Annotated in this window: 25 protein-coding genes and 1 pseudogene; 23 read left to right on the top strand and 3 right to left on the bottom strand. The window is 44.0% G+C overall.

Annotated features, from left to right (window positions below; genetic code table 11):
• Positions 1 to 284: 284 nt before the first annotated feature.
• The 4 genes from nirB (at position 285) to cobA (ending at position 5,225) form a co-directional block, all read left to right on the top strand.
• Positions 285 to 2,843, top strand: a complete 2,559-nt coding sequence (gene nirB / locus ACED45_RS16770) for a nitrite reductase large subunit NirB (protein ID WP_060981256.1) — start codon at positions 285 to 287, stop codon at positions 2,841 to 2,843.
• A 15-nt stretch (positions 2,844 to 2,858) separates the two neighbouring features.
• Entirely contained in the window at positions 2,859 to 3,182 is a 324-nt protein-coding gene (gene nirD, locus ACED45_RS16765; RefSeq protein ID WP_017066844.1) for a nitrite reductase small subunit NirD, read from the top strand.
• Positions 3,183 to 3,304: 122 nt separating this feature from the next.
• Positions 3,305 to 4,120 carry a formate/nitrite transporter family protein gene (locus tag ACED45_RS16760; RefSeq protein ID WP_061016882.1) on the top strand — a complete coding sequence of 272 codons (816 nt, stop codon included), beginning with the start codon at positions 3,305 to 3,307 and terminating at the stop codon, positions 4,118 to 4,120.
• 328 nt (positions 4,121 to 4,448) lie between these two features.
• Positions 4,449 to 5,225, top strand: a complete 777-nt coding sequence (cobA, locus tag ACED45_RS16755; protein WP_107899106.1) for a uroporphyrinogen-III C-methyltransferase — start codon at positions 4,449 to 4,451, stop codon at positions 5,223 to 5,225.
• Positions 5,226 to 5,276: 51 nt separating this feature from the next.
• On the opposite strand, the gene ACED45_RS16750 is transcribed toward cobA, so the two are convergent.
• Positions 5,277 to 5,846, bottom strand: a complete 570-nt coding sequence (locus ACED45_RS16750; RefSeq protein WP_371714520.1) for a DUF4174 domain-containing protein — start codon at positions 5,844 to 5,846, stop codon at positions 5,277 to 5,279.
• Positions 5,847 to 6,095: 249 nt separating this feature from the next.
• Here ACED45_RS16750 and ACED45_RS16745 point away from each other — a divergent pair, with 249 nt between their 5' ends.
• From ACED45_RS16745 to ACED45_RS16735, 3 genes are all read left to right on the top strand, one after another.
• Positions 6,096 to 6,569, top strand: a complete 474-nt coding sequence (locus ACED45_RS16745) for a LabA-like NYN domain-containing protein (RefSeq protein WP_004731130.1) — start codon at positions 6,096 to 6,098, stop codon at positions 6,567 to 6,569.
• An 80-nt stretch (positions 6,570 to 6,649) separates the two neighbouring features.
• Positions 6,650 to 7,315 carry a response regulator transcription factor gene (locus ACED45_RS16740; protein ID WP_060981260.1) on the top strand — a complete coding sequence of 222 codons (666 nt, stop codon included), beginning with the start codon at positions 6,650 to 6,652 and terminating at the stop codon, positions 7,313 to 7,315.
• Positions 7,312 to 8,697 (top strand): histidine kinase sensor domain-containing protein, encoded by a 1,386-nt coding sequence (locus ACED45_RS16735; protein ID WP_371714519.1) that lies wholly within the window; start codon positions 7,312 to 7,314, stop codon positions 8,695 to 8,697. Before ACED45_RS16740 ends, ACED45_RS16735 begins: the two co-directional genes overlap by 4 nt.
• A gap of 207 nt (positions 8,698 to 8,904) precedes the next feature.
• On the opposite strand, the gene ACED45_RS16730 is transcribed toward ACED45_RS16735, so the two are convergent.
• Positions 8,905 to 10,209: a dicarboxylate/amino acid:cation symporter gene (locus ACED45_RS16730; RefSeq protein ID WP_048660112.1), complete on the bottom strand. Its 1,305-nt coding sequence runs from the start codon at positions 10,207 to 10,209 to the stop codon at positions 8,905 to 8,907.
• 560 nt (positions 10,210 to 10,769) lie between these two features.
• Here ACED45_RS16730 and ACED45_RS16725 point away from each other — a divergent pair.
• From ACED45_RS16725 to ACED45_RS16695, 7 genes are all read left to right on the top strand, one after another.
• On the top strand, positions 10,770 to 12,887 hold the full coding sequence (locus ACED45_RS16725) for a TonB-dependent siderophore receptor (RefSeq protein WP_371714518.1): 2,118 nt from the start codon (positions 10,770 to 10,772) through the stop codon (positions 12,885 to 12,887).
• Positions 12,888 to 13,066: 179 nt separating this feature from the next.
• Positions 13,067 to 13,834, top strand: a complete 768-nt coding sequence (locus tag ACED45_RS16720) for a DUF3450 domain-containing protein (protein ID WP_048660114.1) — start codon at positions 13,067 to 13,069, stop codon at positions 13,832 to 13,834.
• On the top strand, positions 13,834 to 15,210 hold the full coding sequence (locus ACED45_RS16715) for a MotA/TolQ/ExbB proton channel family protein (RefSeq protein WP_210445655.1): 1,377 nt from the start codon (positions 13,834 to 13,836) through the stop codon (positions 15,208 to 15,210). Before ACED45_RS16720 ends, ACED45_RS16715 begins: the two co-directional genes overlap by 1 nt.
• On the top strand, positions 15,210 to 15,770 hold the full coding sequence (locus ACED45_RS16710; RefSeq protein ID WP_371714517.1) for a MotA/TolQ/ExbB proton channel family protein: 561 nt from the start codon (positions 15,210 to 15,212) through the stop codon (positions 15,768 to 15,770). The genes ACED45_RS16715 and ACED45_RS16710 overlap by 1 nt, the downstream gene beginning before the upstream one ends.
• Complete coding sequence (locus ACED45_RS16705; protein ID WP_004731145.1) at positions 15,767 to 16,171, top strand: ExbD/TolR family protein; 405 nt, start codon at positions 15,767 to 15,769, stop codon at positions 16,169 to 16,171. The genes ACED45_RS16710 and ACED45_RS16705 overlap by 4 nt, the downstream gene beginning before the upstream one ends.
• A gap of 19 nt (positions 16,172 to 16,190) precedes the next feature.
• On the top strand, positions 16,191 to 16,811 hold the full coding sequence (locus ACED45_RS16700) for an energy transducer TonB (RefSeq protein ID WP_371714516.1): 621 nt from the start codon (positions 16,191 to 16,193) through the stop codon (positions 16,809 to 16,811).
• Positions 16,808 to 17,986: a tetratricopeptide repeat protein gene (locus tag ACED45_RS16695; RefSeq protein ID WP_371714515.1), complete on the top strand. Its 1,179-nt coding sequence runs from the start codon at positions 16,808 to 16,810 to the stop codon at positions 17,984 to 17,986. The genes ACED45_RS16700 and ACED45_RS16695 overlap by 4 nt, the downstream gene beginning before the upstream one ends.
• Before the next feature lie 130 nt (positions 17,987 to 18,116).
• On the opposite strand, the gene ACED45_RS16690 is transcribed toward ACED45_RS16695, so the two are convergent.
• On the bottom strand, positions 18,117 to 18,437 hold the full coding sequence (locus ACED45_RS16690) for a hypothetical protein (RefSeq protein ID WP_285954463.1): 321 nt from the start codon (positions 18,435 to 18,437) through the stop codon (positions 18,117 to 18,119).
• 342 nt (positions 18,438 to 18,779) lie between these two features.
• Between ACED45_RS16690 and ACED45_RS16685 the strand changes: the two genes are divergently transcribed.
• From ACED45_RS16685 to ACED45_RS16645, 9 genes and pseudogenes are all read left to right on the top strand, one after another.
• The gene (locus tag ACED45_RS16685; RefSeq protein WP_371714514.1) at positions 18,780 to 19,409 is read left to right on the top strand and encodes a PepSY-associated TM helix domain-containing protein; all 630 of its coding nucleotides are present in this window, start codon (positions 18,780 to 18,782) and stop codon (positions 19,407 to 19,409) included.
• A 71-nt stretch (positions 19,410 to 19,480) separates the two neighbouring features.
• On the top strand, positions 19,481 to 19,999 hold the full coding sequence (locus ACED45_RS16680; protein ID WP_371714513.1) for a DUF2271 domain-containing protein: 519 nt from the start codon (positions 19,481 to 19,483) through the stop codon (positions 19,997 to 19,999).
• A gap of 118 nt (positions 20,000 to 20,117) precedes the next feature.
• Complete coding sequence (locus tag ACED45_RS16675; protein ID WP_229647496.1) at positions 20,118 to 20,954, top strand: DUF4198 domain-containing protein; 837 nt, start codon at positions 20,118 to 20,120, stop codon at positions 20,952 to 20,954.
• Between the two features lie 115 nt (positions 20,955 to 21,069).
• Positions 21,070 to 21,405 carry a hypothetical protein gene (locus ACED45_RS16670; protein WP_048608222.1) on the top strand — a complete coding sequence of 112 codons (336 nt, stop codon included), beginning with the start codon at positions 21,070 to 21,072 and terminating at the stop codon, positions 21,403 to 21,405.
• Complete coding sequence (locus tag ACED45_RS16665; RefSeq protein WP_371714512.1) at positions 21,402 to 22,001, top strand: DUF6162 family protein; 600 nt, start codon at positions 21,402 to 21,404, stop codon at positions 21,999 to 22,001. Before ACED45_RS16670 ends, ACED45_RS16665 begins: the two co-directional genes overlap by 4 nt.
• Positions 22,002 to 22,014: 13 nt before the next feature.
• The gene (locus ACED45_RS16660) at positions 22,015 to 22,950 is read left to right on the top strand and encodes a metal ABC transporter solute-binding protein, Zn/Mn family (protein ID WP_371714511.1); all 936 of its coding nucleotides are present in this window, start codon (positions 22,015 to 22,017) and stop codon (positions 22,948 to 22,950) included.
• Complete coding sequence (locus tag ACED45_RS16655; protein ID WP_371714510.1) at positions 22,950 to 23,684, top strand: metal ABC transporter ATP-binding protein; 735 nt, start codon at positions 22,950 to 22,952, stop codon at positions 23,682 to 23,684. The genes ACED45_RS16660 and ACED45_RS16655 overlap by 1 nt, the downstream gene beginning before the upstream one ends.
• Positions 23,684 to 24,559, top strand: coding sequence for a metal ABC transporter permease (locus ACED45_RS16650; RefSeq protein ID WP_371714509.1), 876 nt, complete (start codon positions 23,684 to 23,686; stop codon positions 24,557 to 24,559). Before ACED45_RS16655 ends, ACED45_RS16650 begins: the two co-directional genes overlap by 1 nt.
• 2 nt (positions 24,560 to 24,561) lie before the next feature.
• A pseudogene (locus ACED45_RS16645) lies at positions 24,562 to 24,789 on the top strand (ABC transporter substrate-binding protein); the annotation flags it as partial.
• Between the last annotated feature and the right edge of the window lie 55 nt (positions 24,790 to 24,844).

The raw sequence follows: 24,844 nt of genomic DNA, 5'->3' as shown, positions 1-24,844 counted from the left end.
ATGACTATAAATGAAAATGATTGTCATTTACTTGCGTTGTTGCTAATCTATTATGAAACTTTACAACATTCTTTCTAGTGCAAGAAAGTGTATATAAAAACCCGCTAAACCCCATTAAACCTACGGTTATTCGTTTGCTTAGCCTGATAATTAAGCAGATCTACCTCTTTTGTTCTACCCCTTTAGGGTAGTTTGTTTTCGTAATTGATTTACATCATATTTTCATTTTCTTTCATAATTCATTATTCGCTCAGTTAAGAAATATATAACCTTCAGGAATTCTTATGAGCAAGATGAAGCTAGTCGTAATCGGTAACGGGATGGTCGGCCATCGCTATATCGAAGATTTAGTCGAGAAGACAGATGTTGCAAACATGGACATCACCGTGTTCTGTGAAGAACCACGAGTAGCATATGACCGTGTGCACCTTTCTTCTTACTTTTCACACCACACTGCAGACGAACTTTCTTTAGTTAAAGAAGGCTTCTACGAGAAACACGGCATCAACATGCTGATCGGCGAACGTGCAATCAACGTTAACCGTGAAAAGAAAACAGTTTACTCAAGCACTGGTCGCGAAATTCAATACGACAAACTTGTTCTTGCTACCGGTTCTTTCCCATTCGTGCCACCAATCAAAGGTAACGAAGGTAAAGATTGTTTCGTTTACCGCACAATCGAAGATCTGAAAGCGATTGAAGCTACGGCTAAAAACTCTAAGTCTGGTGTGGTTGTTGGTGGTGGTTTACTTGGTCTTGAAGCGGCAGGCGCACTAAAAGCACTTGGCGTGACAACTCACGTTGTTGAGTTTGCCCCTAAGTTAATGGCTGAGCAGCTTGATCAGGCGGGTGGTAACCAACTTCGTCAAAAAATCGAACGTATGGGCGTAAACGTACATACAAGTAAGAACACGCTTGAGATTGCTCCTGAAGGCACTGAAGCTCGTAACGTAATGCGTTTTGCAGACGGTACAGAGCTAGAAACTGATTTCATCGTATTCTCTGCTGGTATTCGCCCACAAGACAAACTTGCTCGTCAAATGGGTCTAGGTATTGCGCCTCGCGGCGGTATCGAGATTAACGATCACTGTCAAACGACTGATAAAGATATCTACGCTATCGGTGAGTGTGCGTCTTGGAACCAAACGTTCTACGGCCTTGTTGCTCCTGGTTATAAGATGGCGACCGTTGCTGTTGACCACGTTGTTGGTAACGAAAGCACATTTGAAGGTGCTGACATGTCTGCGAAGCTGAAGCTTTTAGGCGTGAAAGTAGGCTCTATTGGTGATGCAAACGGTCGTACTCCTGGTTGTAAGAGCTACGTTTACCAGAATGAAGAGTCAGAAGTCTACAAGCGTATCATCGTTTCTGAAGACAACAAGAAGCTTCTTGGTGCAGTAATGGTTGGTGATACGTCTGATTACGGCGATCTTCTACAGCTAATGCTGAACGAAATTGACCTACCAGAGCACCCCGATGCCTTGATTCTTCCTGCTCATGCAGGTGCTGAAAAGCCAACACTTGGCGCGGATTCTCTTCCTGAGTCTGCAGTTATCTGTTCTTGTTTTGATGTAACGAAAGGCAAGATCGCTCAAGCGGTTGCTGAAGGTCACCATACCATTGGTGATATCAAAGCAGTGACTGGCGCAGGTACGGGTTGTGGTGGTTGTATTCCACTAGTGACTTCAGTACTAAACGCTGAACTTGCGAAAGCTGGTGTTGAAGTGAAGAACGATGTATGTGAGCACTTTGCTTACTCTCGCCAAGAGCTTTTCCACTTGATTCGTATCGAAGAGATCAAAACATTCGATGAGCTACTAGAGAAGTACGGTAAGGGCTACGGCTGTGAAGTATGTAAGCCTCTAGCGGGTTCTATCCTTGCTTCTTGCTGGGGTGAGCACATTCTTAAGCCTGAGCTAGTGAAGCTGCACGATACCAACGATAACTTCCTAGGTAACATGCAAAAAGACGGTACTTACTCTGTTATCCCTCGTATGGCGGGTGGTGAAGTAACACCTCAAGCGCTAAGCGTTCTTGCAGATGTTGCGGCTGAATATAACTTGTACACCAAGATCACGGGTGCACAACGTATCGGTCTTTTCGGTGCTCAAAAGGATGACTTACCAGCAATCTGGAAGAAGTTAATCGCAGCAGGCTACGAAACTGGCCAAGCTTACGCAAAAGCGCTTCGTATGGCGAAGACATGTGTTGGTTCTACTTGGTGTCGTTACGGCGTTCAAGATTCAGTTGGCCTAGGCGTGATGATCGAGAACCGTTACAAAGGCATCCGTACTCCTCATAAGATGAAGTTTGGTGTGTCTGGTTGTACTCGTGAGTGTGCTGAAGCTCAAGGTAAAGACTTAGGTATTATCGCAACTGACGCGGGGTGGAACATGTATGTGTGTGGTAATGGTGGTATGAAACCTCGTCACGCAGACCTACTTGCAAGCGACCTAGACCAAGAAACGCTAATCAAATACATCGACCGTTTCATGATGTTCTACATCCGCACTGCTGCGCCGCTACAACGTACTTCGGTATGGATGGACAACCTAGAAGGTGGTGTTGATTACCTACGTGAAGTGATTGTAGACAACAAGCTTGGTATCAATGACCAACTTGAAACTGACATTGCTGGCCTAGTGGATAACTTTGCTTGTGAATGGACAGATACAATCAACGACGAAGCTCAACTTAAGCGCTTCGCACACTTCATCAATGCTGATGACCGTGATGATAACGTTGTGTTTGTTGAAGATGGCCGTGAACAACACCGTCCAGCGACATTCACAGAGAAACACCCTGAAGCGAAGGGCGATATCCTTCACGTTGAACTGGTTTAATTGGGAGACGACATCATGGCATTTACCAAAGTTTGTAAGATCGAAGATATTATCCCAGGTACAGGTGTTTGTGCATTGGTTGGTGGTGAGCAAGTAGCAGTCTTCCGCCCAACTAAGGCTGAAGAAGTATTCGCGATTAGCAACACCGACCCTTACTTCCAGTCTAACGTGTTATCACGTGGTCTGATTGTAGAGCACAAAGAAGAGCTTTGGGTGGCAAGCCCGCTTAAGAAGCAACGCTTTAACCTGACAACAGGTGCGTGCATGGAAGACGAGAACTTCAACGTGAAAGCGTACAAAGCTCGTGTTACCAAAGGTGCTGTAGAAATCTCTGCTTAATCTTTGGATGAGTAAGATTTGATAGTTCAAGGGTTCTAGTTTTCGATATTGCCTTAACTCGGCAACTAGAGCCTTTTCCTATCCAATTTTAACTTTTAAATTTAACTTTTAAGGACAACCTTATGTCTACTGATTTTAAACCGGCAGAATTCGTTCAAACTATGATCGATGTAGGTGAAGCTAAAACTAAAACGAGTACTCGTGATCTTCTGATCCGAAGCACTATGGCCGGTATTATCCTTTCACTTGCGGTTGTTGTTGCTATCACAACTATCGTGCAAACAGGTATCGGTATTGTTGGCGCTCTTGTGTTCCCGGTTGGTTTTGTCATTCTAAGTGTAATGGGCTATGACCTAGTAACGGGTGTATTTGGTCTTGCGCCTTTAGCTAAATTTGACAACCGCCCAGGCATTACTTGGGGCCGTATCCTTCGTTGTTGGGGTATTGTTGGTCTTGGTAACCTTATCGGTTCTTTGATTGTTGCTTTCCTAGTTGCCGTTTCACTAACGGGTAACTTTTCTCTAGAGCCAAACGCTGTTGCGCAAAAGTTTATTGCAGTTTCTACAGGGCGTAGCCTAGGTTTTGAAAACATGGGTATGGACGGATGGATCACATGTTTCGTACGCGGTATTTTCTGTAACCTGATGGTATGTCTAGGTGTGATTGGTAACATGACGGCACGTACTGTCGCTGGCCGTGTAGCAATGATGTGGTTCCCAATCTTCATCTTTTTCGCATTAGTATTTGAGCATACCGTAGTAAACATGTTCCTATTCCCACTAGGTATGATTCTAGGCGCGGATTTCGGTATCGCGACATGGTTGAACTTCAACCTTATCCCAACAATTCTAGGTAACATCGTTGGTGGTTTGTTCCTAACATGTGTTCCTTTGTTCCTAACACACGCTAGAACAGCTCCTTCTCTAGGCGCTAAGTAATTCTTTTGTTCTAGATTAATGAGCAAATGATGAAAAATGATAAGCCCCAAGCAGTTGGTTTGGGGCTTTTTTGATCTCAACAGTCTCTACTTGATCAAGGGCGCACCATCAATGAGCATTGTGTGCTTGTTCATGGTGCAAAAGTCAGCGTGTTCCAGCGTAATAGATTGTTTTGTTATATAAACTTCTATCTTGATTAGAATTAATCGTGAAGTTTTATGGCAACAACTGATAGTCTAAGAAGTAGGGATATTGGTGATTCATACAATGATGAATCGTCATACAGAATTAAGCTTGAAATATAACAAGCTAACTTTCGGAGCAAAGCATGTCAGAAGTATCGCCATCGAATGTTAAAACAGGAAACACAGGATTTGTTTCATTAGTAGGTGCAGGTCCGGGCGACCCAGACTTACTTACGTTAAAAGCGGCACGAGTGATTCAACAAGCAGACGTTTTGGTTTATGACCGCTTGGTATCAAAGGATATCTTGGCGATGGCTAACCCAAAAGCGGAAATGCTGTATGTGGGTAAAAAGCTCGATCATCACTGCGTACCTCAAGATCAGATCAACCAACTATTGGTCACTAAAGCACAAGAGAATAAGCATGTAGTACGCCTTAAAGGTGGAGACTCATTTATCTTTGGTCGTGGCGGGGAAGAGTGTGAAACACTGGCTGAAAATGACGTTAGATTTGAAGTGATTCCGGGCATCACAGCTGCTGCAGGCGCAACGGCTTATGCGGGTATTCCGTTGACGCACCGTGACCATGCGCAAAGCGTTCAGTTTATTACCGGTCACCTTAAGAAAGACGGCGAAGATATTGACTGGCAATCTCTTGCTCAGCACAACCATACAATTGTGTTTTACATGGGGTTAAAAGAGAGCCCAAACATTCAGAAAAACTTACTGGATAACGGTATGCGAGCTGATATGCCTGTAGCGATCATTGAAAACGGTACTCGCCAAGAGCAAAAGGTTTACCGCGGTGGGCTGAGTGATTTGGCAAGCCTTGCTGCTACAGCAAAGAGCCCTGCACTTATTGTCGTTGGCAGTGTAGCTCAGCTACATGAAAAGCTAGATTGGTTTAACAAGCAAGCTTAATCATTTGGCCTTCTAGTTGTCTTTTTAAACAATTGCTGAACTCATCAAGTATCAAATACTGCAGCGGCTGCTTTGTCGCTGCATTTCTTGTTGACGCATTGGCATTTCATCGATGATATTGGTGATATTGGTGATATTGGTGATTTTCTGCCAGTCTGTCTTACCGCTCCACCTGTGCTTCTCTTTTCCGTCTTTACCTATCAAAACAGCAGTATGTGAACCTTTTGGTATTCCATAGCTATCGGTTACGGCTTCTAGGTTAAATTCTTCTTCAAGCCAAGTAGGGACTGTGTAGCCGCTCTCCGCAATGACAATGATAACTACGTCTCTTTCATCCAATTGACAGTTGTTGATCAACACTTCATTGAGAAACTCTTTGACGACGGAATCTTCCTTTGGTGCAAAGTAGATCACGCTACGGTGCGGTAACGGTTTTGAATGTGAATAGGCAGGGTAGGCAAGTACCGAGTGAATGGTTGAGCTCATGACCAATACTGTGCTGATAGTCAGTAGTTTAATCAAGCTAAACCAGACGCGAAAACGTGCTGAATAATTCATTGATTTCGCTGCTTTGGCTGTGTCGATGCTTACGCACGATTTGTGTATTTGTCGGTGTAGCATGGCCAACCTCCCTTGAAAACTCAAAGTCTGAGAATGATTTGAAAGTTACGTAGAGAAGAAAGTGAAGCTCAGAACCATTCGATAAACGTACGACACAAATCAACCTACATTAAGCATAGTTAGGATTACGCTAAACATACGGAGATTTACGTTAACGGAAGGGAACAAGTTCATTTTTATTGAGTAAAGCGACTCGCATTTTATAAGTGAATAGAATAGGGTATACGGAAAATCTAAAGGTATGAATTTATGGAAAACATAGCAATTTTGGTCGACGTTCAGAACGTTTACTACACAACACGGGATAAATACCGTTCTAACTTTGACTATAACCAGTTTTGGTATGTTGCCACGGAAGGGCGTAATGTTGTTGCAGCTAATGCTTACGCAATCTCAAGCCAAGACCCAAAGCAGCGTCAATTTCATCACATCCTTCGTGGTGTGGGGTTTAATGTGAAGTTAAAGCCGTTTATTCAGCGTCGAGATGGTAGTGCAAAAGGCGACTGGGATGTGGGTATTGCGTTAGACGCGATAGAGCTTGCAGAGACGGTTGATACGATTGTTTTAGTATCAGGAGACGGTGATTTTGAAATTCTTGTAGAGCGAATCAAAGAGCGTTTTGGTAAACCTGTTGAAGTGTATGGTGTCCCGGGGTTAACCGCTCAAAATCTTATCGATTCTGCGTCAAAATTTGTACCGATCGAAAAAGATTTTCTTCTATAGAGGAAATCAGTCACTTTATAATTGAAATCAATAATAACGATAATTAGAATGCAAACAGTTCTTATTTATCGGTGTGTGCAATGTCTCGCGTTTTAGTTGTTGATGATGATATTCAGTTGTGTGAGTTACTGGGTGAAGTATTGGAAAATGAGGGGTATCACGTTGATACCGTTCATTGTGGTGAATCGGCTTTAGAGTTTATTCAGTCTCACCCTGTTGATTTGGTTTTACTCGATGTAATGCTTCCAAATCTAAGCGGTATTCAAGTAGCAAGACGTATTTGTCAGCGTTTTGCTACTCCCATTCTTATGCTAACCGCTCTTAATGACGATGCATCAATGCTCGATGGCTATCAAGCTGGAGCCGACCAGTACATCGCTAAACCTTTTAATGTTCCTGAACTCTTAACCCGAATTAAGGTGATCTTGCGCCGAGTTGGGTTCGAGCGTCAGAGGCAATCTTTTGCTTCATCTAATCACGGCTTGTGTGAACAACTCTCCCGTTTACCTCTAACGGGGACTGAAAAGGACCTACTTGATTATCTGATCAAAAATGATGGTATCGTTGTATCCAAGTCTGATCTGCAGATACATGTCCTGAAGAAAGAGTTATGTCCTTTCGACCGCAACTTAGATATGCATATTAGCAATATACGCCGGAAATTGGTTCAGGCTGGCTTGTCGAAACAGCATATAAAAACCGTGCGTGGTAAAGGCTACAGTTACCTAGAGTCTGTCGGAGCATGAGTGCTAAGTTGGTACGCTGTCCGGAGTTCATTGCTGAACGTAAAGACGGGCTCACTTTCCAATTGTTTAGCTATCTCACGGTTATCTTAGTCAGTATCTTGATCCTTCAAGGCGTCGCTGAAAGAGCGTTGATGAAAGCTCTGCTAAAAGTCCCTGAGTCCGTTAAAGCTGAAATGTTGGATCTTGCTTATCAAGCGAATGTGTTGATCGAAGATGGAGACATGGATGAACTCGCGGATTGGGGTAATGCTCAACAGTATTATCTGTTCGTTATCGATGAAGATAATCGACCGATCACGCACCGTAACATGCATCCGCATTTTGAATTCAAATTGAAGTACTTGCGCACCTTAGATCATCAACTGAGTGATCGTGTTAGTAAGCCTATATTCGGCCTACCTCTGAATAATGGCAGAACGCTCGTAATTCAACTACCGCACCAGTTCCATCCGGCTAAATCCTTTGCTCCATACTCCTATATGATCAAAGCTTTGATTGCTCTAGTCGTATTATCGCTGTTCTCAATTATTATGGCGAAGAGCTTGCAACAACCGCTGGATAGATTGAGGGAGGCTAGCCGCAGACTTGCTCAAGGTGACTTTACTGTCAGTGTGGTTTCGGAGTTAAACTCCACGACGCGCGAGTTCAACGAACTCGCGCATGATTTTGATCATATGACATTTGAGATCAAGTCTCTGGCAGAAAAGCAGCGTCGTTTGATTCGTGATGTGTCACACGAGTTAAGAACGCCATTAGCAAGGCAAAACCTCGCACTACACCTGCTACGAAGCAAGGTTGATGATAAAAGCATTGGTTTGCTAGAACGAATGGAAAGCGAAACAGAAGAGATGAACAAGCTGGTGGGTGAGATACTTGAATTTAGCCGCTTAGAAACCTCTCGCTATGACTCTAAATTAAGCTTAATGCACCTAGAGCACTATTGCTCGATGTTGATCGCGCAGATGCAAAACGATTTAAAGCCGAATCAAACTTTGATTGGTGACTTAGAGACACCGACATCAATGGTGAGTGTTGATGAGAGACTACTTCTTCGAGTGATCGGTAACTTGGTCGGCAATGCAATTAAATACGCGGGTGAGAACGCTCATGTTATCGTGACGACATACGAACAGGTCATAGATAAACGTTACAGTGTCATATCTGTAGAAGATGATGGTGAGGGTATTGCTGATAACAAGATTGCGGGTATATTCGACCCGTTTACACGAATTGAATCAGCGCGCGATAAACAGTCTGGTGGCTACGGGTTAGGTCTTGCGATTGTTAAAGAAGCGATGGGTGTGATGAATGGGCACGTTACTGCTGAGAATAGAGACGGTGGGGGGCTTAGAGTGAACCTTATGTTCCCAATCGCTGATTAGCTTTCTGTTTTTATCTGTCGTGTTCCATAGGTAACTATGATTGAAAGCGTGCTTAGAAATATAACTAATAGATATAGTTTAGAAACATCGCCCAATAAAAAACGCCACTGCATCTGCAGTGGCGCTTTTCTTTATGTGCTTTGAATGAGCTAGACGTAGCCATTAATTACGCCAGAGCTTGAAGACAAGAGCATCAGATAAGCGAGACTATGCCTGTTGGCGAGCTAGCTTAACTTCTTCTTCTTTCTCACCTGCTGCTGGGTCGTTGAAGCGAGACTCGTCTAGAGCGCCTTCAGACTTAGCAACGATGATAGATACGGCACTATCACCAGTGATGTTTACAGCGGTACGAATCATATCAAGAAGGCGGTCAACACCCATGATTAGAGCGATACCTTCAAGTGGTAGGCCAACTTGGTTCAATACCATCGCTAGCATAACAAGACCAACACCAGGAACACCTGCAGTACCAACAGACGCCAGTGTCGCCGTTAGGATAACCATTAGGTAATCACCCATAGATAGGTCGATGTTGTACGCTTGCGCGATAAACGCAGTCGCAACACCTTGCATGATTGCAGTGCCGTCCATGTTCACAGTTGCACCTAGTGGTACTGTGAAAGAAGCGACTTTGTTGTCTACGCCCATGCGGTTCTTAGCTGTTTCCATTGTTACTGGAATTGTTGCGTTTGAAGATGCTGTTGAGAATGCAAACATGATTGCATCTTCCATCTTACGTAGGAACGTAATCGGGCTAAGGCCAGTGAACCCTTTAAGCATTGCGCTGTAAGTCACCAGACCGTGCAACAGCAGGGTACCCGCAAGCACTAAGAAGTATTCTGCTAGGTTCCAAATCGCGCCCAAGCCAAGGCCAGAGAACAGTTTCGCCATCAAGAAGAACACGCCGTAAGGAGCAAGGTTCATTAGTAGCGCAACTAGCTTCATGATCACTTCGTTTAAATCAGAGAAAACGGCAGCGATACGTTCGCCTGGTTTGCCGGCTGCACTGATTGCGATACCAAACAACACTGCAAATACGATAACTTGTAACGTTTTGCCCTCAGCCATCGCCTGAATAGGGTTGGTTGGGAACATGTCGATGATTACTTGGCCTAAAGAAGGAGCATCCGCTGATTTAAAAGAGCTCGCAGCAGTAAGATCCGCACCAGCTCCAGGTTGGAACAGGTTACCGATAGTAAGTGCTAGAGTGATAGCAACGGCTGTAGTACCGATATAAAGTGCAAGCGTTTTGCCCCCCATACGGCCAAGAGTTGATAAGTCTTTAAGAGAACTTGTACCGCATACTAGTGAAACGAAGACTAGTGGCACAACAAGCATTTTTAAACTGGCGACAAAGATTTGTCCGCCTACTTCAAAGAGTCCGTTAACGATGTAGTTGTTAACAAATCCGCTGTCTGCAAAAAGGGATTGAATGGCAAATCCCGTTAATATACCTACGACCATACCGAGGATTACTCGACCAGTCAGAGACATAGGTTTCTTGGTATTCATTTAGAACACTCCTTATTATTTATAACTTTGATACCTTTTCAAAGTGAGCAGGAGATTAGCAGTCGGTTGTTCAAATCGAAAAACAAAAAATGAGTTTGGAATTATAGATGTGATCAGAATCACTGATAATTGTGTAAATTCAACAAAATCCAACAATATAATTCACTATAATTTTACATTTATCGAGGGTTTTATACATAAACTTGTCGTTTCAAAGGTAGTAAATAAGAAGAGATGATTTTCTTATTGATCGTCACACCTCAAATTGACCTGGTCAATAACGCAGTTTCAAAAAAACTGGATGGCGACAACCACTTTTAAGCGTAAATGTTCTCTAAATATCTGTATTGAAATGGGTTTGTTTAACTTTATAAAAACGCCTTTCCGCCACGCCTTTACAAAACTTTACGAATGCAAAGAATGTAAATTTAATGCAAATGGTAATAATTATCACTTATATTCTCTCCCGAAATGATTCAGTGGTACCGGAAACGGTTCAGCGAGCACATCGAATAACTAACAAAGTGCTCGTCTAAAAGAATAAAAGCGGAGTAAAGGACATGTTTTCAAAGAGCCCATTGGCTTTAGTGATCGGCGCAGTATTAGCTTCACCAGCAGTATTGTCAGAAACAGTAAAAACAGACGAGCATATGGTTGTTGAAGGTCGTGACTACGGTTACAAAGCCGACACGAACACAACAGCGATGCGTATGGAGGCAACTCAATTAGAGACTCCGGGACAAGTTTCAGTAATCGATGAGCAAATCATCGATGAACAGCGTGCTAGCACGTTAGGTGAAGTTCTTAAGAACGACGCATCTGTTGGTGCGGGTTCTAAATCAACTAACCGTGAGCGTTTCACGCTTCGTGGTTTTAATTTGGAGAGTAGCTCTGGTTACCTGCGTGATGGCGTTCAACACTGGTCTCATTACCGCCAACCGGTAGAGCTTCTGGAGCGAGTTGAAGTATTGAAAGGCCCAGCTGGTCTACTTTACGGTAAGTCTGCTCCTGGCGGTCTTGTGAACATGGTTTCTAAGAAGCCAACATATGAAACTCAAGTTAACGTAAGCCAAGATATCGGTTCTGACAGCTACACGCGTACTACCGCTGATGTTAGCGGTTCATTAAATGATGACCAAACTTTACGTGCTCGTTTGATTGTTTCACAAGAAAACCAAGACTCTTACCGCACACGTTTTGATGGCACCGATGTAGAGACTGACCGTTTTGTTGGTGGTCTATTTGTTGATTACGATATCAACGAAGACATCATGTTGTCTGTTCATTACGACCGCACTATTGAAGAGGGCGATTTAGACAACGGTTCTAAAATCGATACTTCTACTGGTAAAGTTATCGACCCTAACACGGTTAATGACCAACGCTTTGCTCAAACGGACAACGACGTTGCAAACTACGGTGCATCTGTAACCGCTAACTTGAACGACGCTTGGTCTGTGAAGACAGGCATCAGCCGTCAGTTCTATGAACGTCAACGTACAGAATCAAACAACACAGTATATAGCGATAAGAGCGGCGGTTACGGCTACAAAGTATCAGACCGTCACGATGAATGGACGTTTGATACGGCTTATGTAGATTTTATTGGTGATTTCGATGCACTAGGTGTAAACCACCGCCTACTTGTTGGTGTGAATGGTCTTCATTACGATTACGAGCGTTTATACGATTCTGGCTACACATGTGTTAACGCAACAGAAGCAGAAGCAGCTGCTGCATGTGGTAACGGTTTTGATATGCCTTCTAACGTTAACTACAAGAACGACAATGAAGTGTCTCACTCTGAAAGCCAACACTACGGTCTTTATGTTCAAGACTTAGTAACGCTGACTGAACAGTGGCAAGTACTTGGTGGCGTGCGTTTCGCTTACGACAAAACGACGAGCAGCTCTAATCAAGAAGAGAGCTACAACAACATTCTTCCTAAGCTTGGTGTGATTTATTCACCAGCGTCTAATGGTTCTATTTACGCGGTTTACTCTGAAAGTTTCGAACCTGTTGGCGAAATCACAGATAAAGATGACGTGAACTTTGGTCAGTCTCAAGATGCTAAGAAGGGCACACTTTACGAGCTAGGTTCTAAATGGGAACTGTTTGATGAGCGTCTGTTTGTATCAGGAGCATTGTTCCAGATCACTCAATCGAACATGCAAGTGACTGAAGACCTAGATCCAGCAAACAATAACGGCAAAGAGACACGCACAAGCCAAGTTGGTGAGCAAGTTCATACTGGTGTAGAACTGTCGGCTACCGGCTACATGACTGAAGCATTCTCTTTGAGTGCATCAACTATGTTCTTGGATGCTGAATACCAAAATGACCCTGCACTTGAAGGCAAAACTCCAGCTGACGTTCCTGAGTTTACGGCTAGCATTTGGTCTACTTATGCATTCAACAACGGTACTGATGTAAACCTGGGTATTTATCATGTAGGTGAGCGTTACACAGAAAGCGCTAACACATTCAAAAAAGATGCTTACACTCGTGTAGACATGGGTGTGTCACATACAATGAAGTATGATGAAAACCTAGATTTCGTTGCACGCTTCAACGTAGAAAACTTGTTTGATACTGACTACCTTGAAGGCGGTAGCACGAGCAACGTTGTTGTCGGCGAAGGCCGTAACTACATGGCGACTTTACAGGTAAAATACTAATTTGTTAGTAGGGTACTATTAATAGCTTAAATATTAAGGGGAGGGTTTCGACTTTCCCCTTTCGTGATTCCGCTATTTAATAAAAATATCCCTAGTAATGCGAGTGACTTTTAATGATAATGAGACTGCTTATCAATAAAATTCATTTGACCTTCTTCTTATAGTAAATGACTACAATTATGAATCTTTTAAAAACTAGCCTAGCGCTTGCCATCAGTTTGGTTGCAACGTCTTCGATGGCAAACAGCTTGGATCAAGCTCAATCAATTCAAAATAAGACCAATAACGCGTCGGCCTCAAGCCAAAAGGTTATTGATAAAAGCTCGCAAGCGACTTTAATGCTGCAAGCTGAGATTGAGCGTCTGCAAGAAGAAGTGAAAAATCTAGAAATCTATCACGATCACCTTGCTGCATTGGTTGAAAGCCAGAATCGAGAAGCTCAGAGCATTGAAGGGCAGATCGACGAAATCAAATACACACGTCAAGGTGTTGTGCCTCTGATGTATCAGATGATTGATGGTCTTCAACAGTTAGTTGATAACGATGTGCCAATCAAGAAAGAACAGCGTTTAGAAAGAGTTGAAAAGCTGCAAGCAATGATGACTCGTGCTGATGTGAGTGATGCAGAAAAGTATCGTCGTATTCTAGAAGCTTACCAAATCGAGATGGACTACGGAATCAAGCTAGGTGCTTATCAAGGTCGAGTAGCATTGAACAGCGACAGGACGATTGAGGCTGATGTATTGCATTTAGGTCGTATCTCATTAGTTGCTCGTAATCTAAACGGTAGCCAATACTGGTCTTGGAATCAAACACAAAACCAATGGCAAGAGTTAGATTCCTCGATGAAATCTGAGTTAGATAAAGCTTACGACATTGCTAGCCAACAGGCTGCACCAAGCCTAATTACTTTACCTGTTTCTCTAACTGTTGCGGAGGTTAAGTAATGAACTTAAAGCCATTAGCAGCATTGCTTTGCATCACGTCTATTTCCTTTTCTGCTTTCTCTGCTTCTGATTCAACGGCTCAGTTGGTTAACAAAGCGAAGTCAGAAAATCGTACTCAAGCTTCTCACAATGTGGTTCGTGAAGCCGATTTTAAAAAGACTGAACAAGAGCTGAAAGCGATTAAAGCACAGCTTGAAGCGAAACGTACCTCTATTCAAGGCGCGACAGATGTTCTGACTCAAACATTCAGTGATAACGAAAACAAGCTTGCTCGCTTAGAAGAGAAGCTGCGTTTAGAAACCGGTAGCTTAGGCGAGTTGTTCGGTGTCGTTCGTCAAAACGCAAAAGAACTAGGAGCAGAGCTTAGCTCAACAGTAAACAGCGTTGATCGCGCTGAGCACACAGCGACCGTTGACCAAATTATCGATGCTAAATCCCTGCCATCAATGCCACAACTTTCTGGTTTGTGGATGAGCATGGTTGAGCAGATTCAAGCGAGCTCTGAGCTTAGCAAGTCTCAAATTGCATTCATTAATGGTGAAGGTAATACACAAACTGTTGATGCGTATCGTTTAGGTTCGATTGGTCTTGTGACAGATCAAGGTTATGTTAGCTGGAACACTCAGCGTGAAGATGCGATTGCGTATCTGAAACAGCCATCGAATGGTCCAACATTGGCATCGCTTTCTACATTAGCAAATGGCGACGTGTCTAACGTGGTTGTCGATCCTTCTCGTGGGTTCATGTTAGAGCAACTAGCGCTAACGCCAAGCCTAACTGATCGCCTTCAAGCAGGTGGTGTCGTTGGTAAAGTGATTCTTGGCTTACTTGCAATCGGCTTAATCATCGCATTGGTTCGTGGTATTTCTTTGGCTATCGCTCATCAGAAAATTCGCGCTCAACTTAAGAACCCTGAACAAGCAGGTGATAACCCTCTAGGCCGTGTTCTTGCAGTTTACAACAAAGAGCAAAATCAAACCGTTGAAGCGCTAGAGCTACGACTTTTAGAAGCGGTAGTGGATGAGCAGACTCACCTAGAGAAAGGCCTATCTATGCTTAAGCTATTGGCGGCACTTGCTCCAATGTTAGGTCTTCTAGGTACTGTAACCGGCATGATCGAAACATTCCAAGTGATCACACAGTTTGGTAATGGCGACCCTAAAGTAATGGCGGGCGGTATTTCGATGGCGCTTGTAACGACGGTACTTGGTCTTGTTGCAGCAATGCCTCTTCTACTGGCACACAACATTCTTAGCACTCAGGCTGAAAACATTCGCAATATTCTTGAGAAACAAGGTATTGGTCTTGTAGCCGAGCAGGCAGAAAAAACGGTTGAGTCAAAAGCTGTCGTTTCACCAGTTGGGACTGCTGCGTAATGGATATTTTGTCGGGTTCTCTATTACCAGCGAGTTGGTTAACGAGTGACTGGCTGCTGTCTTTATCAAGCTTTATGGTGCAGGGCGGTTTCGTTCTGTGGTGGCTAGCGGCTGTCGTCCTAGTGTATTGGGTGCTTGTGGTAGAACGTGTGCTTTATCTTGCGTTCTACTTTCCAAAGCAGCGCCAAGCTTGGATTACTAAGTGGCATGAAAGAGAAGATCACTCTTCTTGGCATGCCAAAGCCATTCGCGAAGGTTGGTTAGGGCAAGCGAGTATCTTACTTTACCAAAACTTGAACTTTATTAAGCTGTTAGTCGCTATTTGTCCGATGTTGGGTTTGTTAGGTACCGTCACCGGTATGATCTCTGTTTTTGATGTGATGGCGACTCAAGGAAGCAGTGACCCTAAATTGATGGCTTCAGGTATCTCGTTGGCAACACTGCCAACCATGGCGGGTATGGTTGCTGCATTAGCCGGCATGTTTGTTCATGCTCGTTTAGCGAAAGTGTGTAACCGCTTAGAATTGAAATTAGAAAAATCTTTAAGGAGTCAACGATGAGACTCGGTCGACGTCATTCAAAAAACGAAGAGGCTCAAATAGACCTTACTTCGATGCTTGATATTGTATTTATCATGCTTATTTTCTTTATTGTGACCAGTTCATTTGTTCGTGAATCAGGGGTTGAAGTCAATCGCCCACAAGCTTCTAACGTAGTAAGCCAAAAGGATGCGGGCATCTTTGTTGCGATTACTTCTGCTAACGACATCTTTATCGACAAACGTGTCGTAGATGTTGAACGTGTCCAAGCAACGTTAGAACACTTGTTGCTAGAGCAACCTGATGCTTCTTTGGTTATTCAAGCGGATGAACACGCTTACAATGGTACGGTTGTTAAAGTGATGGACGCGGCTAAAGGTGCGGGTGTTAAAAACATTGCGCTTGCTGCTGAAAAGCGATGATCTTGGAGGATCTTCATAAATGATTCGCCTATTTCTTGCTTTACCGCTGGCGGGTGCATTGGGCCTGGCTCTATTTTCTTTCATGGCTTGGATGGTCGATAATGGCCATCAACGTTCACCAGATGATAGCGAGACGTTGAGTTTCAACATGGTGATGGTTGAACAAGAACAAGAAGTTCAAAGAAGACAACGTGCCGTCCCTGAAAAACCAGAAATGCCAGAGCCGCCACCGGAAGCGCAAACATCTCAGTCACAAGCTGAAGTTACGCCTCTGAATTCGATGTCTTCTCTGCCTTTATTGGATTTGAATACATCCATTGATGGCCTAGCGATTAACGCACCGACATTCTCTGATTTTGGGTCAAACCAACAAGCAATGCCTTTGTACCGAGTGGAGCCTCGTTACCCAGCGAAAGCGCTTAAGCGTGGAGCTGAAGGCCATGTGATTATGTCTTTTACCATCGATGAAACGGGGCGCCCAATTGATATTCAAGTCACTGACGCAAACCCACGTCGTATGTTTGAACGTGAAGCGATGAGAGCACTTAAAAAATGGAAATATCAACCGAAAGTCGTCGATGGAAAAGCGATAGCTCAGGTTGGTCAAACCGTGAAACTAGAGTTTAAGTTGGCAAAATGATGAAACAGATATGGATATTAGTGGGCTTGTTGTTAATGCCCCTTACAACACAGGCACAAGAGCTAACCCAATATACTGCTATTCGTGTTCAAAAGGCGCATAAGCTTGCTCAAGATGAACAGGTTAAACAGGCCATTGACGTACTTGCAGGTTTAGAGCTTTCTAAGGGCTACGACAAAGCGTACGTAGCTCGTATGCTGGGTGTGTTTTACTGGCAAGATGGCAAAACGGATAAGGCAATTAAGCAGCTTACTTATGCCGTAGACACTAATTTGCTGGTGGATGAACAAGCTTGGATAACGAAGCGTATGCTTGCGGATCTGTTATTAAACGATCAGCAGTTCAAAAACGCGCTTCCACATTACTACGAGTTAGTAAAAACAGCACCAGAGGCAGAAAAGAAAGAAGTGCTTTGGATGCGAATTGCACAAGCGGAATACCAAATCGAAAACTGGTCAAAAGTACTAGTAGCGATTGGTAATCGTGATAAGTTCAATGCAAAATCAGAACTGTCGCCTCTGTCTCTAAAACTGGGTGCGCAACTACAGTTAAAGCAGTGGAAGCAATCTATTCCAACACTGGAAAGCCTGATTGAACTTCAGCCAGAAAAAGACAACTGGTGGCGTCAACTTGTGGGCATTCAGTTAAGACTAGAACGTAACCGCGATGCATTGAACACGTTAGCGTTGGCGGATCTACAAGGTGTTGAGCTGAAAAACTCAGACCGCCGACTACTGGCTCAGCTTTATGCTAAACGTGGTATTCCAGAGCGCGCAGCGCAAGAAATTAGTAAGTTAGACGATGCGAACAGCGATGTTCAACTTCTGGCTGAGCAAGCAACCTACTGGCAGTTAGCGAAAGAGTGGGACAATGCGATTGAAGTGTGGACGTTAGCGTCTAAAAAAGACACGCAATATCATTGGAACGTGGCTCAATTACTGGTTCAGCAAGGTTACTACGATCGTGCTCTGGTTGTTTTGGATAAAGTGAAAGACAAGAACAAGCAAGCTGATGTTGCTTTAGCGAAAGTACGTTCATGGTACAAGCTAAAGAATCTTGATAATGCTCTTGCTCAAGCGAAACGTGCGAACAACATTGAGCCTTCTTCTGAAGCAAAAGGTTGGATTAAATATCTGACTCAGCTAAGAACAGTGAGTGATAACGGCAACGTTTAACTGCTAATAGCACAACAGAAGACAAGAGAAAGTAACAAAGAGAAAAGGGTGTCATTTGATGGTTCAAATGACACCCTTTTTAGTTTTTGGCGATTAAAGCTGTTTGATCTTTATCGTTCCAGTGCGTCAATTAAGGCTCGCACATCGTGCCGCTGGACGTCGCACTCTGAATTACGCCACTGGTATCAGCGACCCAATTAATGGTGCAGTCACGATAAGGATTTTTGAATGCGTGTACTGTATAACCATTGTCTAACGGCTTCTTCGTCTCAATCCAAGCATAGTTGCGAGACGCCCAAAAACTGATAGGGCGTGAGCGTTCGGTGAGATAACGTTCTTGTACATCGGTTATGTCTGAACCGATGTATTGTTGAATATGTTCTTCCGTGCTGGCTACTTGACTGGTACACGCCGTTGCTAGCGCAGCAAAAGCCAAAACAATAATACGCATTTCAAATCCTTTTAAGCTTAATTAGCTATCTCAAACCAGTGGTCAAATAGTCCCAACTTTCTATCCTTAAAGCCACAACTGTTACCTTAAACCCATCTCAGTCAAGGATGTTGAGATTGAGGTTTTTTGAGCTTTGACCCTGTTATCGATTACCTCTAATAGAACGAATCAAATCCCTCTAGTACACGTTAGCAAGAATATGCATACAGTTCGATTACTTCCGATGTAATGTTATGTAAATTTCCTTACGCCGCTCGGCAAACGTAAACAATGTAAATTGAATGCCAATACGAATGATTATCAACTAAATTGTCGCCATAAAATTTATAGGTATTGGTTTGTATGTCGTTAAAAAGTAGGGCGGTTCAGTCATGGGCTCGTCGACTTCATGTTTATATTTCTATGGCACTTCTGTTCGTGGTTCTTTTTTTCTCAGTGACAGGTATCACCCTGAACCGACCTGAGTTATTTGAATCAAGCCAACCCAATATTCAACGCTCTACGCTAACGCTTCCTACGAGTTTATTTACAATCCAAGACGGCCGTTTAAAAGCTGACGAGACAGCATTTGAAACGTTTCTGTTTGAAGAAGCTAACCTCTCCGGCGTTCCTTCAGGTTTGGACATCTACGCAGAGATTGAAGACGGTGAGTTGCTCATCGGTGAAGTGTCTATGGACTTCAAAGGACCAGGCTACAACGCTTCCGTGTTTGTTGACGTTGCGTCTGAATTTGTAGAAGTCGAAACCACTAATTACGGTGTTATCGCATTGTTGAACGATCTACACAAAGGTCGTAACAGCGGAGAAGTATGGAAATGGTTTATCGATATCACCGCGCTACTGATGATCTTCTTTGTGCTGACTGGCGTGTGCTTACTGCTACCTAAGAAAAAGACACTCAATACCTCCATCAAGTGGACGGTGTTTGGGTCTGCAATCTCACTTGCTATCTATTTTGTCGCCGTGCCTTAACGCTTGATTCGATTGATGAATCGGATTGAAAAACGAACTTAAGGTTAAACGGATTTAAAAGGTTGTTAAACATGAAAAAAATGAACAGGAGCCAGGTGCTTCTTGCTTTATCTCTTTTGCCAAGCCTAGGTATGGCACAAGTGATCCCTGATACGGCAAAACTTGATGTCAGCTTTGAGCTTCCAAAAATCGATACCTCTATGTATGCGCGTCCTTATGTGGCGGTATGGGTAGAGAACAGCGAACGAAAGTCCGTGAAAACCATCGAGCTTTGGGTCGGTAAAGACGAATGGCTTAAGGATCTGCGTAGCTGGTGGAGAAAGGTTGGCCGTTACGATCGTGAACTGGTTGATGCTGTAACGTCTGCAACCCGTCCTGCTGGTCAGTACCGTTTCGTTTGGGATGGCAAGAGCGACAGCGGTGAAACGTTAGAACAAGGCGAGTACACGGTTCATATTGAAGTGGTTCGTGAACACGGTGGCCGTAACTACCTTCGCCAAAAAGTATCACTCACAGATTCAAACGCGTTTTACGAATTAAAAGCAACGCAAGAGACGGGTGTAATCGCCCTGAACTACATCGCAAATTAGTAGGTGCGAACAGTAACTAGTAAGTACGAACTAAAACCAAGCTGAACAGAATAGACAGTGGTCATCGCAGGCTCAGATAGAGCGACACGGCTAACAATTATAAATAATGGAATTGAACATGATGAAACAGACAAAAATCAAAGCACTTGCTCTAGCGGGTGTGATGGCATTCGGCCTAGCAGCAACGACAACGGCACAAGCTCACCCACGTTGGATTTTGCCATCTCACTTCACTGTATCTAAAGAAGGTGGTGATTGGCTAACGTTCGACGTTACTGCGTCTCACGGTACGTTTGTTTTTGATAAGCCTGCTGGCAGCGAAAATGCTCATGTCATCATGCCTGATGGTCGCAGCGAGCGTCCTAACTTTGTGATTCGTGGCAAGCGTCGTTCAATCTTTGATTTCTATTTTGAAGAAGAAGGTACACACAAAGTGGCGATCAACAACCAGCCGTCTTACTACACGCAATACAAAGCGGGTCGCCGTGACACGGTGAAGTGGATTAAAGCAAACAAAGCTGAGCGTGACTCTGTTCTTCCTGAAAAATCACGTGACGTGGTAACACAAATCAGTTTCACTCGCGCAGAAAGCTACATCACGGTAGGTAAGCCAACGGATTCAGTGTTCAAAATTGAAGGCAAGCTTCTTGAAATGAAGCCAGTGACTCACCCTTCAGACATCGTTGAAGGCGAACCTGTAACATTCCAGTTCTTCTACAACGGTGAAATCCAGAAAGATGTGAAAGCGGAGATTACTCGTGAAGGTACGCTTTACCGCAACCACCAAGAGCAGATTGACGTGGTGAGCGATGAGAACGGCGAGATCACCTTTACTCCAGACGTAGCGGGTCGTTACGTAATGAAAGCGAACTACAAAGGTGAGTTGATTGACAACCCACTGGCAGACAAAGCAAGCGCGAACGTTCACCTAACGTTCGAAACACTGCTTCAATAATCTGTGCTATCGGGGCTAGGTTCCTGATTAAGCAACCAAAAACTTAAGGGCTCATTTGAGCCCTTTATCGCTCAGTTTATTACTGAGAATTTGCACTGTGGCTAGGGTACGAACCATGACAATAAAAACAAAACTTAACGCATTAATGACTCCTTGCTTAGCACTGGGACTTGGTTTCGCTGCATTACCTGCACAAGCACACTTTCCACTGATGAGTTGTTGGTTTGAAGGCAAAACCGTGGCCTGTGAAGCGGGTTATTCAGACGGTAGTAAAGCGATTGATTACGCGGTTGAGATGTACGACTACGAAGACAACTTGATTGCGAAAGAGATGACGGATAAGCGCTCTATCGTTGAGTTTCCAAACCCAGACACTGAGTTCTATCTTGTGTTTGATTCAGGCCACGAGTTTCCTGTTGAAGTGGACGTTGTTGAGATCAGTGAGAAATGATGATTGAAGGTGTACGTGCAGACACGGGTGGCAGAGAAGGCAAATGGGTAGGGCTGAGCATTGTATTCATCCTGAGCTTTGCTACGGTCGCTATCCCATTTCATCAGGCAGAATCCCACGTTAAAGCAGTGCTTGATCATCAAATTTTGGTGACCGATGTTGAACAAGAAAACTTGGCGATGTTATCAGAGCTGCGTTTGGCTCATGAAGAGATTCGTGACCTGCGTATTGACTCAGACGGCGAATGGCCGAGTGTCGCATCACTTAAAGATGAATGGGTTGCGCCATTTGTAGAAGACCAAAGCTGGAAGCGCAAAGGTTCTCATACTTGGTTATTGGACGAGCGTGGTTATTATTTCTCTACTCCAAGTGAATATGCGACACCAAGTGGACAAGCTACACCAACTGATCATGGTTTTGCAGATTCTTTTATTTTAAACGCGAACAGCGTTTCTCCAGAAATCTGGATCTCCTTCGATGGTGTAGCGAAACAGCCTGATACTTTTGACCAACAAATGCTTGAGTCTGCCGGCTGGAAAATGGTTGTGAATGAATCAGAAATTGAACTGCATCATGAAAGTGATGCTCACAAATAATAAGAGATTTACTATGCGAATTATGACTCTGTTCATGTCGTTACTAGCGGTGTTCATGGCACCGAATGCATTAGCAAAAGAATACAAGGTCGACAGCGACAAGCTGACGATTGGTATCACGCTTCAACCTTACTACAGCTATGTGAAAGCCGTAGTAGGCGACAAAGTGAACATTCTTCCTTTAGTTGACGCTGGTTTCAACCCACATAACTACCTGCCACAACCGAACGACCTGAAACGATTGAGCCAGATGGACGCAATCGTAGTAAACGGCATTGGTCACGACGACTTCGCGCTTAAAGTGATTTCAGCCGCGCAACGTGATGATTTAGTGGTGATCGAAGCAAACAAAGAAGTGCCTCTACTTCCCGCATTAGGCCAGTCTGTTGGTCAAGGTGCCGTGAACCCGCATACTTTTGTTGGCCTATCGACCACGATTCAAAAGGTTTACACCATCGCAAGTGAAGTTTCTAAGCTCGACCCAGACAATGCTGCGTTCTATCGCAAGAACGCGCGCAAATACGCCAAGCAATTTCGTTTTATGAAGCGTGATGCGATGTTGTCATTAGGTGAGCTAGACACATCTGGCATGAAAGTAGCGACAACACACAATGCGTATGGCTACATCCTCCAAGAGTTTGGTGTGGATGTGGCGGCGGTGATTGAACCTGCACACGGTGTTGAGCCAAGTGCTAGTCAACTGCAAGAGACGATCGAAAAGATCCGCGCATCGGGTATTGATGTTCTGTTCTACGAGCTAAATATGCCAAACCGTTTTGTTGACACCATTGAAGCTGAAACAGGCGTTCAGCTTTACCGTTTTTCTCACATGACGCACGGCGAATATGAAGACGATAAAGTGGAAGTTGAGATGAAGAAAAACCTAGAAACGTTAATCGAAGCAATGAAATTTGCGGCGGCGAACCAAGTTAAAAGCGGGAACGCATAATGCTAGGTCCATCAATCTCAATTAATAAACTCGGCCTGCAATACGATAACAACGTGATTCTTGATGATATCTCACTAGAACTTAAAGCGGGTGAGTGTCATGTGATTATGGGACCAAACGGTGGAGGCAAAACTTCTTTGTTGCGATCTGTACTTGGACTTACGCCTTTCTCTGGTCAAATCAATATCCACTGGCCAGAAAAGCCCAGTATTGGTTACGTTCCCCAAAAAGCGACTTTCGAATCGAGCTTACCTTTGACGGTAATGGACTTCGTATTGCTTAATCAAACGCGAATCCCATTGTTTTGGCGCCGTAAATCTAAGCAATTGGATCTTGCTCTTGCCCAGTTAGACCGCGTTGGCATGGCGACACGCAGCGACCGCCGCATGGGACAGTTATCGGGTGGTGAGCAGCAACGCGTGTTGTTTGCTCAAGCGTTATTGGATAACCCAAGTCTATTGGTGTTGGATGAACCTACGACCGGTATGGACGAGCAGGGCGTGCGTTATCTGGAATCGCTGATTCGTGAATGTGTTAATGAAGGTCGTACGATTCTTGCGGTACACCACGATGTCACGGCAGTTCGTCGACTTGAAGCGAACGTACATGTCGTTAACCGATTCTTAGTGGATAGTGGCCCACATGAGCAAGTACTGCATCCAACGAAGATCGAAAGCCTATTCCAACACTACAGTAGTGGCTCAGTAATGACTGAATCGAAGGAGGTTGCGTAATGGATTGGTTACGACAACTTGCCATTAGTGGTGTTGAAGCGGGTCTGTTATCAGAAAGCTTCATGTATGCCTTCATGGTAAACGCTTTGGTTGCAGCGTTACTACTTGGTCCTCTATTAGGTGGTCTGGGTACTTTGGTGATTGCCAAGCGTCTGGCTTTCTTCTCAGAAGCCGTTGGTCACGCCGCGTTAACTGGTATTGCAATTGGTGTTTTGCTTGGTGAGCCACCAGAAAACCCAATCATTGGTCTGTTTAGCTTCTGTATGATCTTCGCTCTGCTTCTTCATTTTGTAAGAAATAGAACCAACGTTCCATACGATACCTTGGTTGGTGTGTTCCTTGCGCTGGCATTGGCAGTGGGTGCAGCGTTACTGATGTACGTGGCTCGTAAGATCAATATTCACATGCTTGAGAACGTACTGTTTGGTTCGATCCTTACGGTAACGGACCAAGACTTAGCGATTCTCGCAGGCAGTTGCGCGATCATCATTTTGCTTTTGATACCGACATTCAACCGTATCCTGCTTACCTGTATCAGTCCTGATATTGCGAAGGTTCGCGGTTACAACACCAGTTTCTACGACTACCTGTTTGTCATGATGATTACGTTAGTCACGATTGCTGCCGTGAAGATCGTGGGTGCAGTTTTGGTAGGCGCTTTGTTATTGATTCCAGGTGCGACGGCTCGACTACTAACTAAACGCATGGGTAGCTTTGTGCTGTTATCAGCTCTGCTTGCGACCATTGCTTGTCTGGTTGGTACGGTATTACCAATGGAACTTAAATTGCCAGTACCGTCAGGTGCTTCAATCATCATCGTTTCTGCAACGTTTTTCCTAGCAGCAACGTTATACCGAATTGTAAGAAAGGAGTAATCATGACTTGTTTAATGAATCGTATCACTAGCTCAGTAAAACGTATCGCTAGTTCAGTAAAAACAGCGGCTCAAGTAGGTGTGCTTGGTAGTGTGTTAATGGCTGGTTCTGTGATGTCACTGAACGTGAATGCAGAAGATATTCTAACGAGTACACCTGTAACCTATGCACTAGCGACAGAGCTAACTAAAGGCACTGACATCACGACGGAGTACCTGCCACCAAAGCGCTGATATGACCCCCACTGTCAATTAAAAACGTAGAAGTTTCTCTCCTGTATTATCA

This window comes from Vibrio crassostreae, from assembly GCF_041439375.1.
Lineage (GTDB): Bacteria > Pseudomonadota > Gammaproteobacteria > Enterobacterales > Vibrionaceae > Vibrio > Vibrio crassostreae_D.
The sequence above is the reverse complement of the archived record's forward strand: the minus strand, read 5'-3'. Positions and strand labels throughout refer to the sequence as shown.

Coding starts and splice junctions, on each gene's coding strand:
- nirB (WP_060981256.1), top strand. CDS start 285: ATGAGCAAGATGAAGCTAGTCGTAATCGGTAACGGGATGGTCGGCCAT.
- nirD (WP_017066844.1), top strand. CDS start 2,859: ATGGCATTTACCAAAGTTTGTAAGATCGAAGATATTATCCCAGGTACA.
- ACED45_RS16760 (WP_061016882.1), top strand. CDS start 3,305: ATGTCTACTGATTTTAAACCGGCAGAATTCGTTCAAACTATGATCGAT.
- cobA (WP_107899106.1), top strand. CDS start 4,449: ATGTCAGAAGTATCGCCATCGAATGTTAAAACAGGAAACACAGGATTT.
- ACED45_RS16750 (WP_371714520.1), bottom strand. CDS start 5,846: ATGCTACACCGACAAATACACAAATCGTGCGTAAGCATCGACACAGCC.
- ACED45_RS16745 (WP_004731130.1), top strand. CDS start 6,096: ATGGAAAACATAGCAATTTTGGTCGACGTTCAGAACGTTTACTACACA.
- ACED45_RS16740 (WP_060981260.1), top strand. CDS start 6,650: ATGTCTCGCGTTTTAGTTGTTGATGATGATATTCAGTTGTGTGAGTTA.
- ACED45_RS16735 (WP_371714519.1), top strand. CDS start 7,312: ATGAGTGCTAAGTTGGTACGCTGTCCGGAGTTCATTGCTGAACGTAAA.
- ACED45_RS16730 (WP_048660112.1), bottom strand. CDS start 10,209: ATGAATACCAAGAAACCTATGTCTCTGACTGGTCGAGTAATCCTCGGT.
- ACED45_RS16725 (WP_371714518.1), top strand. CDS start 10,770: ATGTTTTCAAAGAGCCCATTGGCTTTAGTGATCGGCGCAGTATTAGCT.
- ACED45_RS16720 (WP_048660114.1), top strand. CDS start 13,067: ATGAATCTTTTAAAAACTAGCCTAGCGCTTGCCATCAGTTTGGTTGCA.
- ACED45_RS16715 (WP_210445655.1), top strand. CDS start 13,834: ATGAACTTAAAGCCATTAGCAGCATTGCTTTGCATCACGTCTATTTCC.
- ACED45_RS16710 (WP_371714517.1), top strand. CDS start 15,210: ATGGATATTTTGTCGGGTTCTCTATTACCAGCGAGTTGGTTAACGAGT.
- ACED45_RS16705 (WP_004731145.1), top strand. CDS start 15,767: ATGAGACTCGGTCGACGTCATTCAAAAAACGAAGAGGCTCAAATAGAC.
- ACED45_RS16700 (WP_371714516.1), top strand. CDS start 16,191: ATGATTCGCCTATTTCTTGCTTTACCGCTGGCGGGTGCATTGGGCCTG.
- ACED45_RS16695 (WP_371714515.1), top strand. CDS start 16,808: ATGATGAAACAGATATGGATATTAGTGGGCTTGTTGTTAATGCCCCTT.
- ACED45_RS16690 (WP_285954463.1), bottom strand. CDS start 18,437: ATGCGTATTATTGTTTTGGCTTTTGCTGCGCTAGCAACGGCGTGTACC.
- ACED45_RS16685 (WP_371714514.1), top strand. CDS start 18,780: ATGTCGTTAAAAAGTAGGGCGGTTCAGTCATGGGCTCGTCGACTTCAT.
- ACED45_RS16680 (WP_371714513.1), top strand. CDS start 19,481: ATGAAAAAAATGAACAGGAGCCAGGTGCTTCTTGCTTTATCTCTTTTG.
- ACED45_RS16675 (WP_229647496.1), top strand. CDS start 20,118: ATGATGAAACAGACAAAAATCAAAGCACTTGCTCTAGCGGGTGTGATG.
- ACED45_RS16670 (WP_048608222.1), top strand. CDS start 21,070: ATGACAATAAAAACAAAACTTAACGCATTAATGACTCCTTGCTTAGCA.
- ACED45_RS16665 (WP_371714512.1), top strand. CDS start 21,402: ATGATGATTGAAGGTGTACGTGCAGACACGGGTGGCAGAGAAGGCAAA.
- ACED45_RS16660 (WP_371714511.1), top strand. CDS start 22,015: ATGCGAATTATGACTCTGTTCATGTCGTTACTAGCGGTGTTCATGGCA.
- ACED45_RS16655 (WP_371714510.1), top strand. CDS start 22,950: ATGCTAGGTCCATCAATCTCAATTAATAAACTCGGCCTGCAATACGAT.
- ACED45_RS16650 (WP_371714509.1), top strand. CDS start 23,684: ATGGATTGGTTACGACAACTTGCCATTAGTGGTGTTGAAGCGGGTCTG.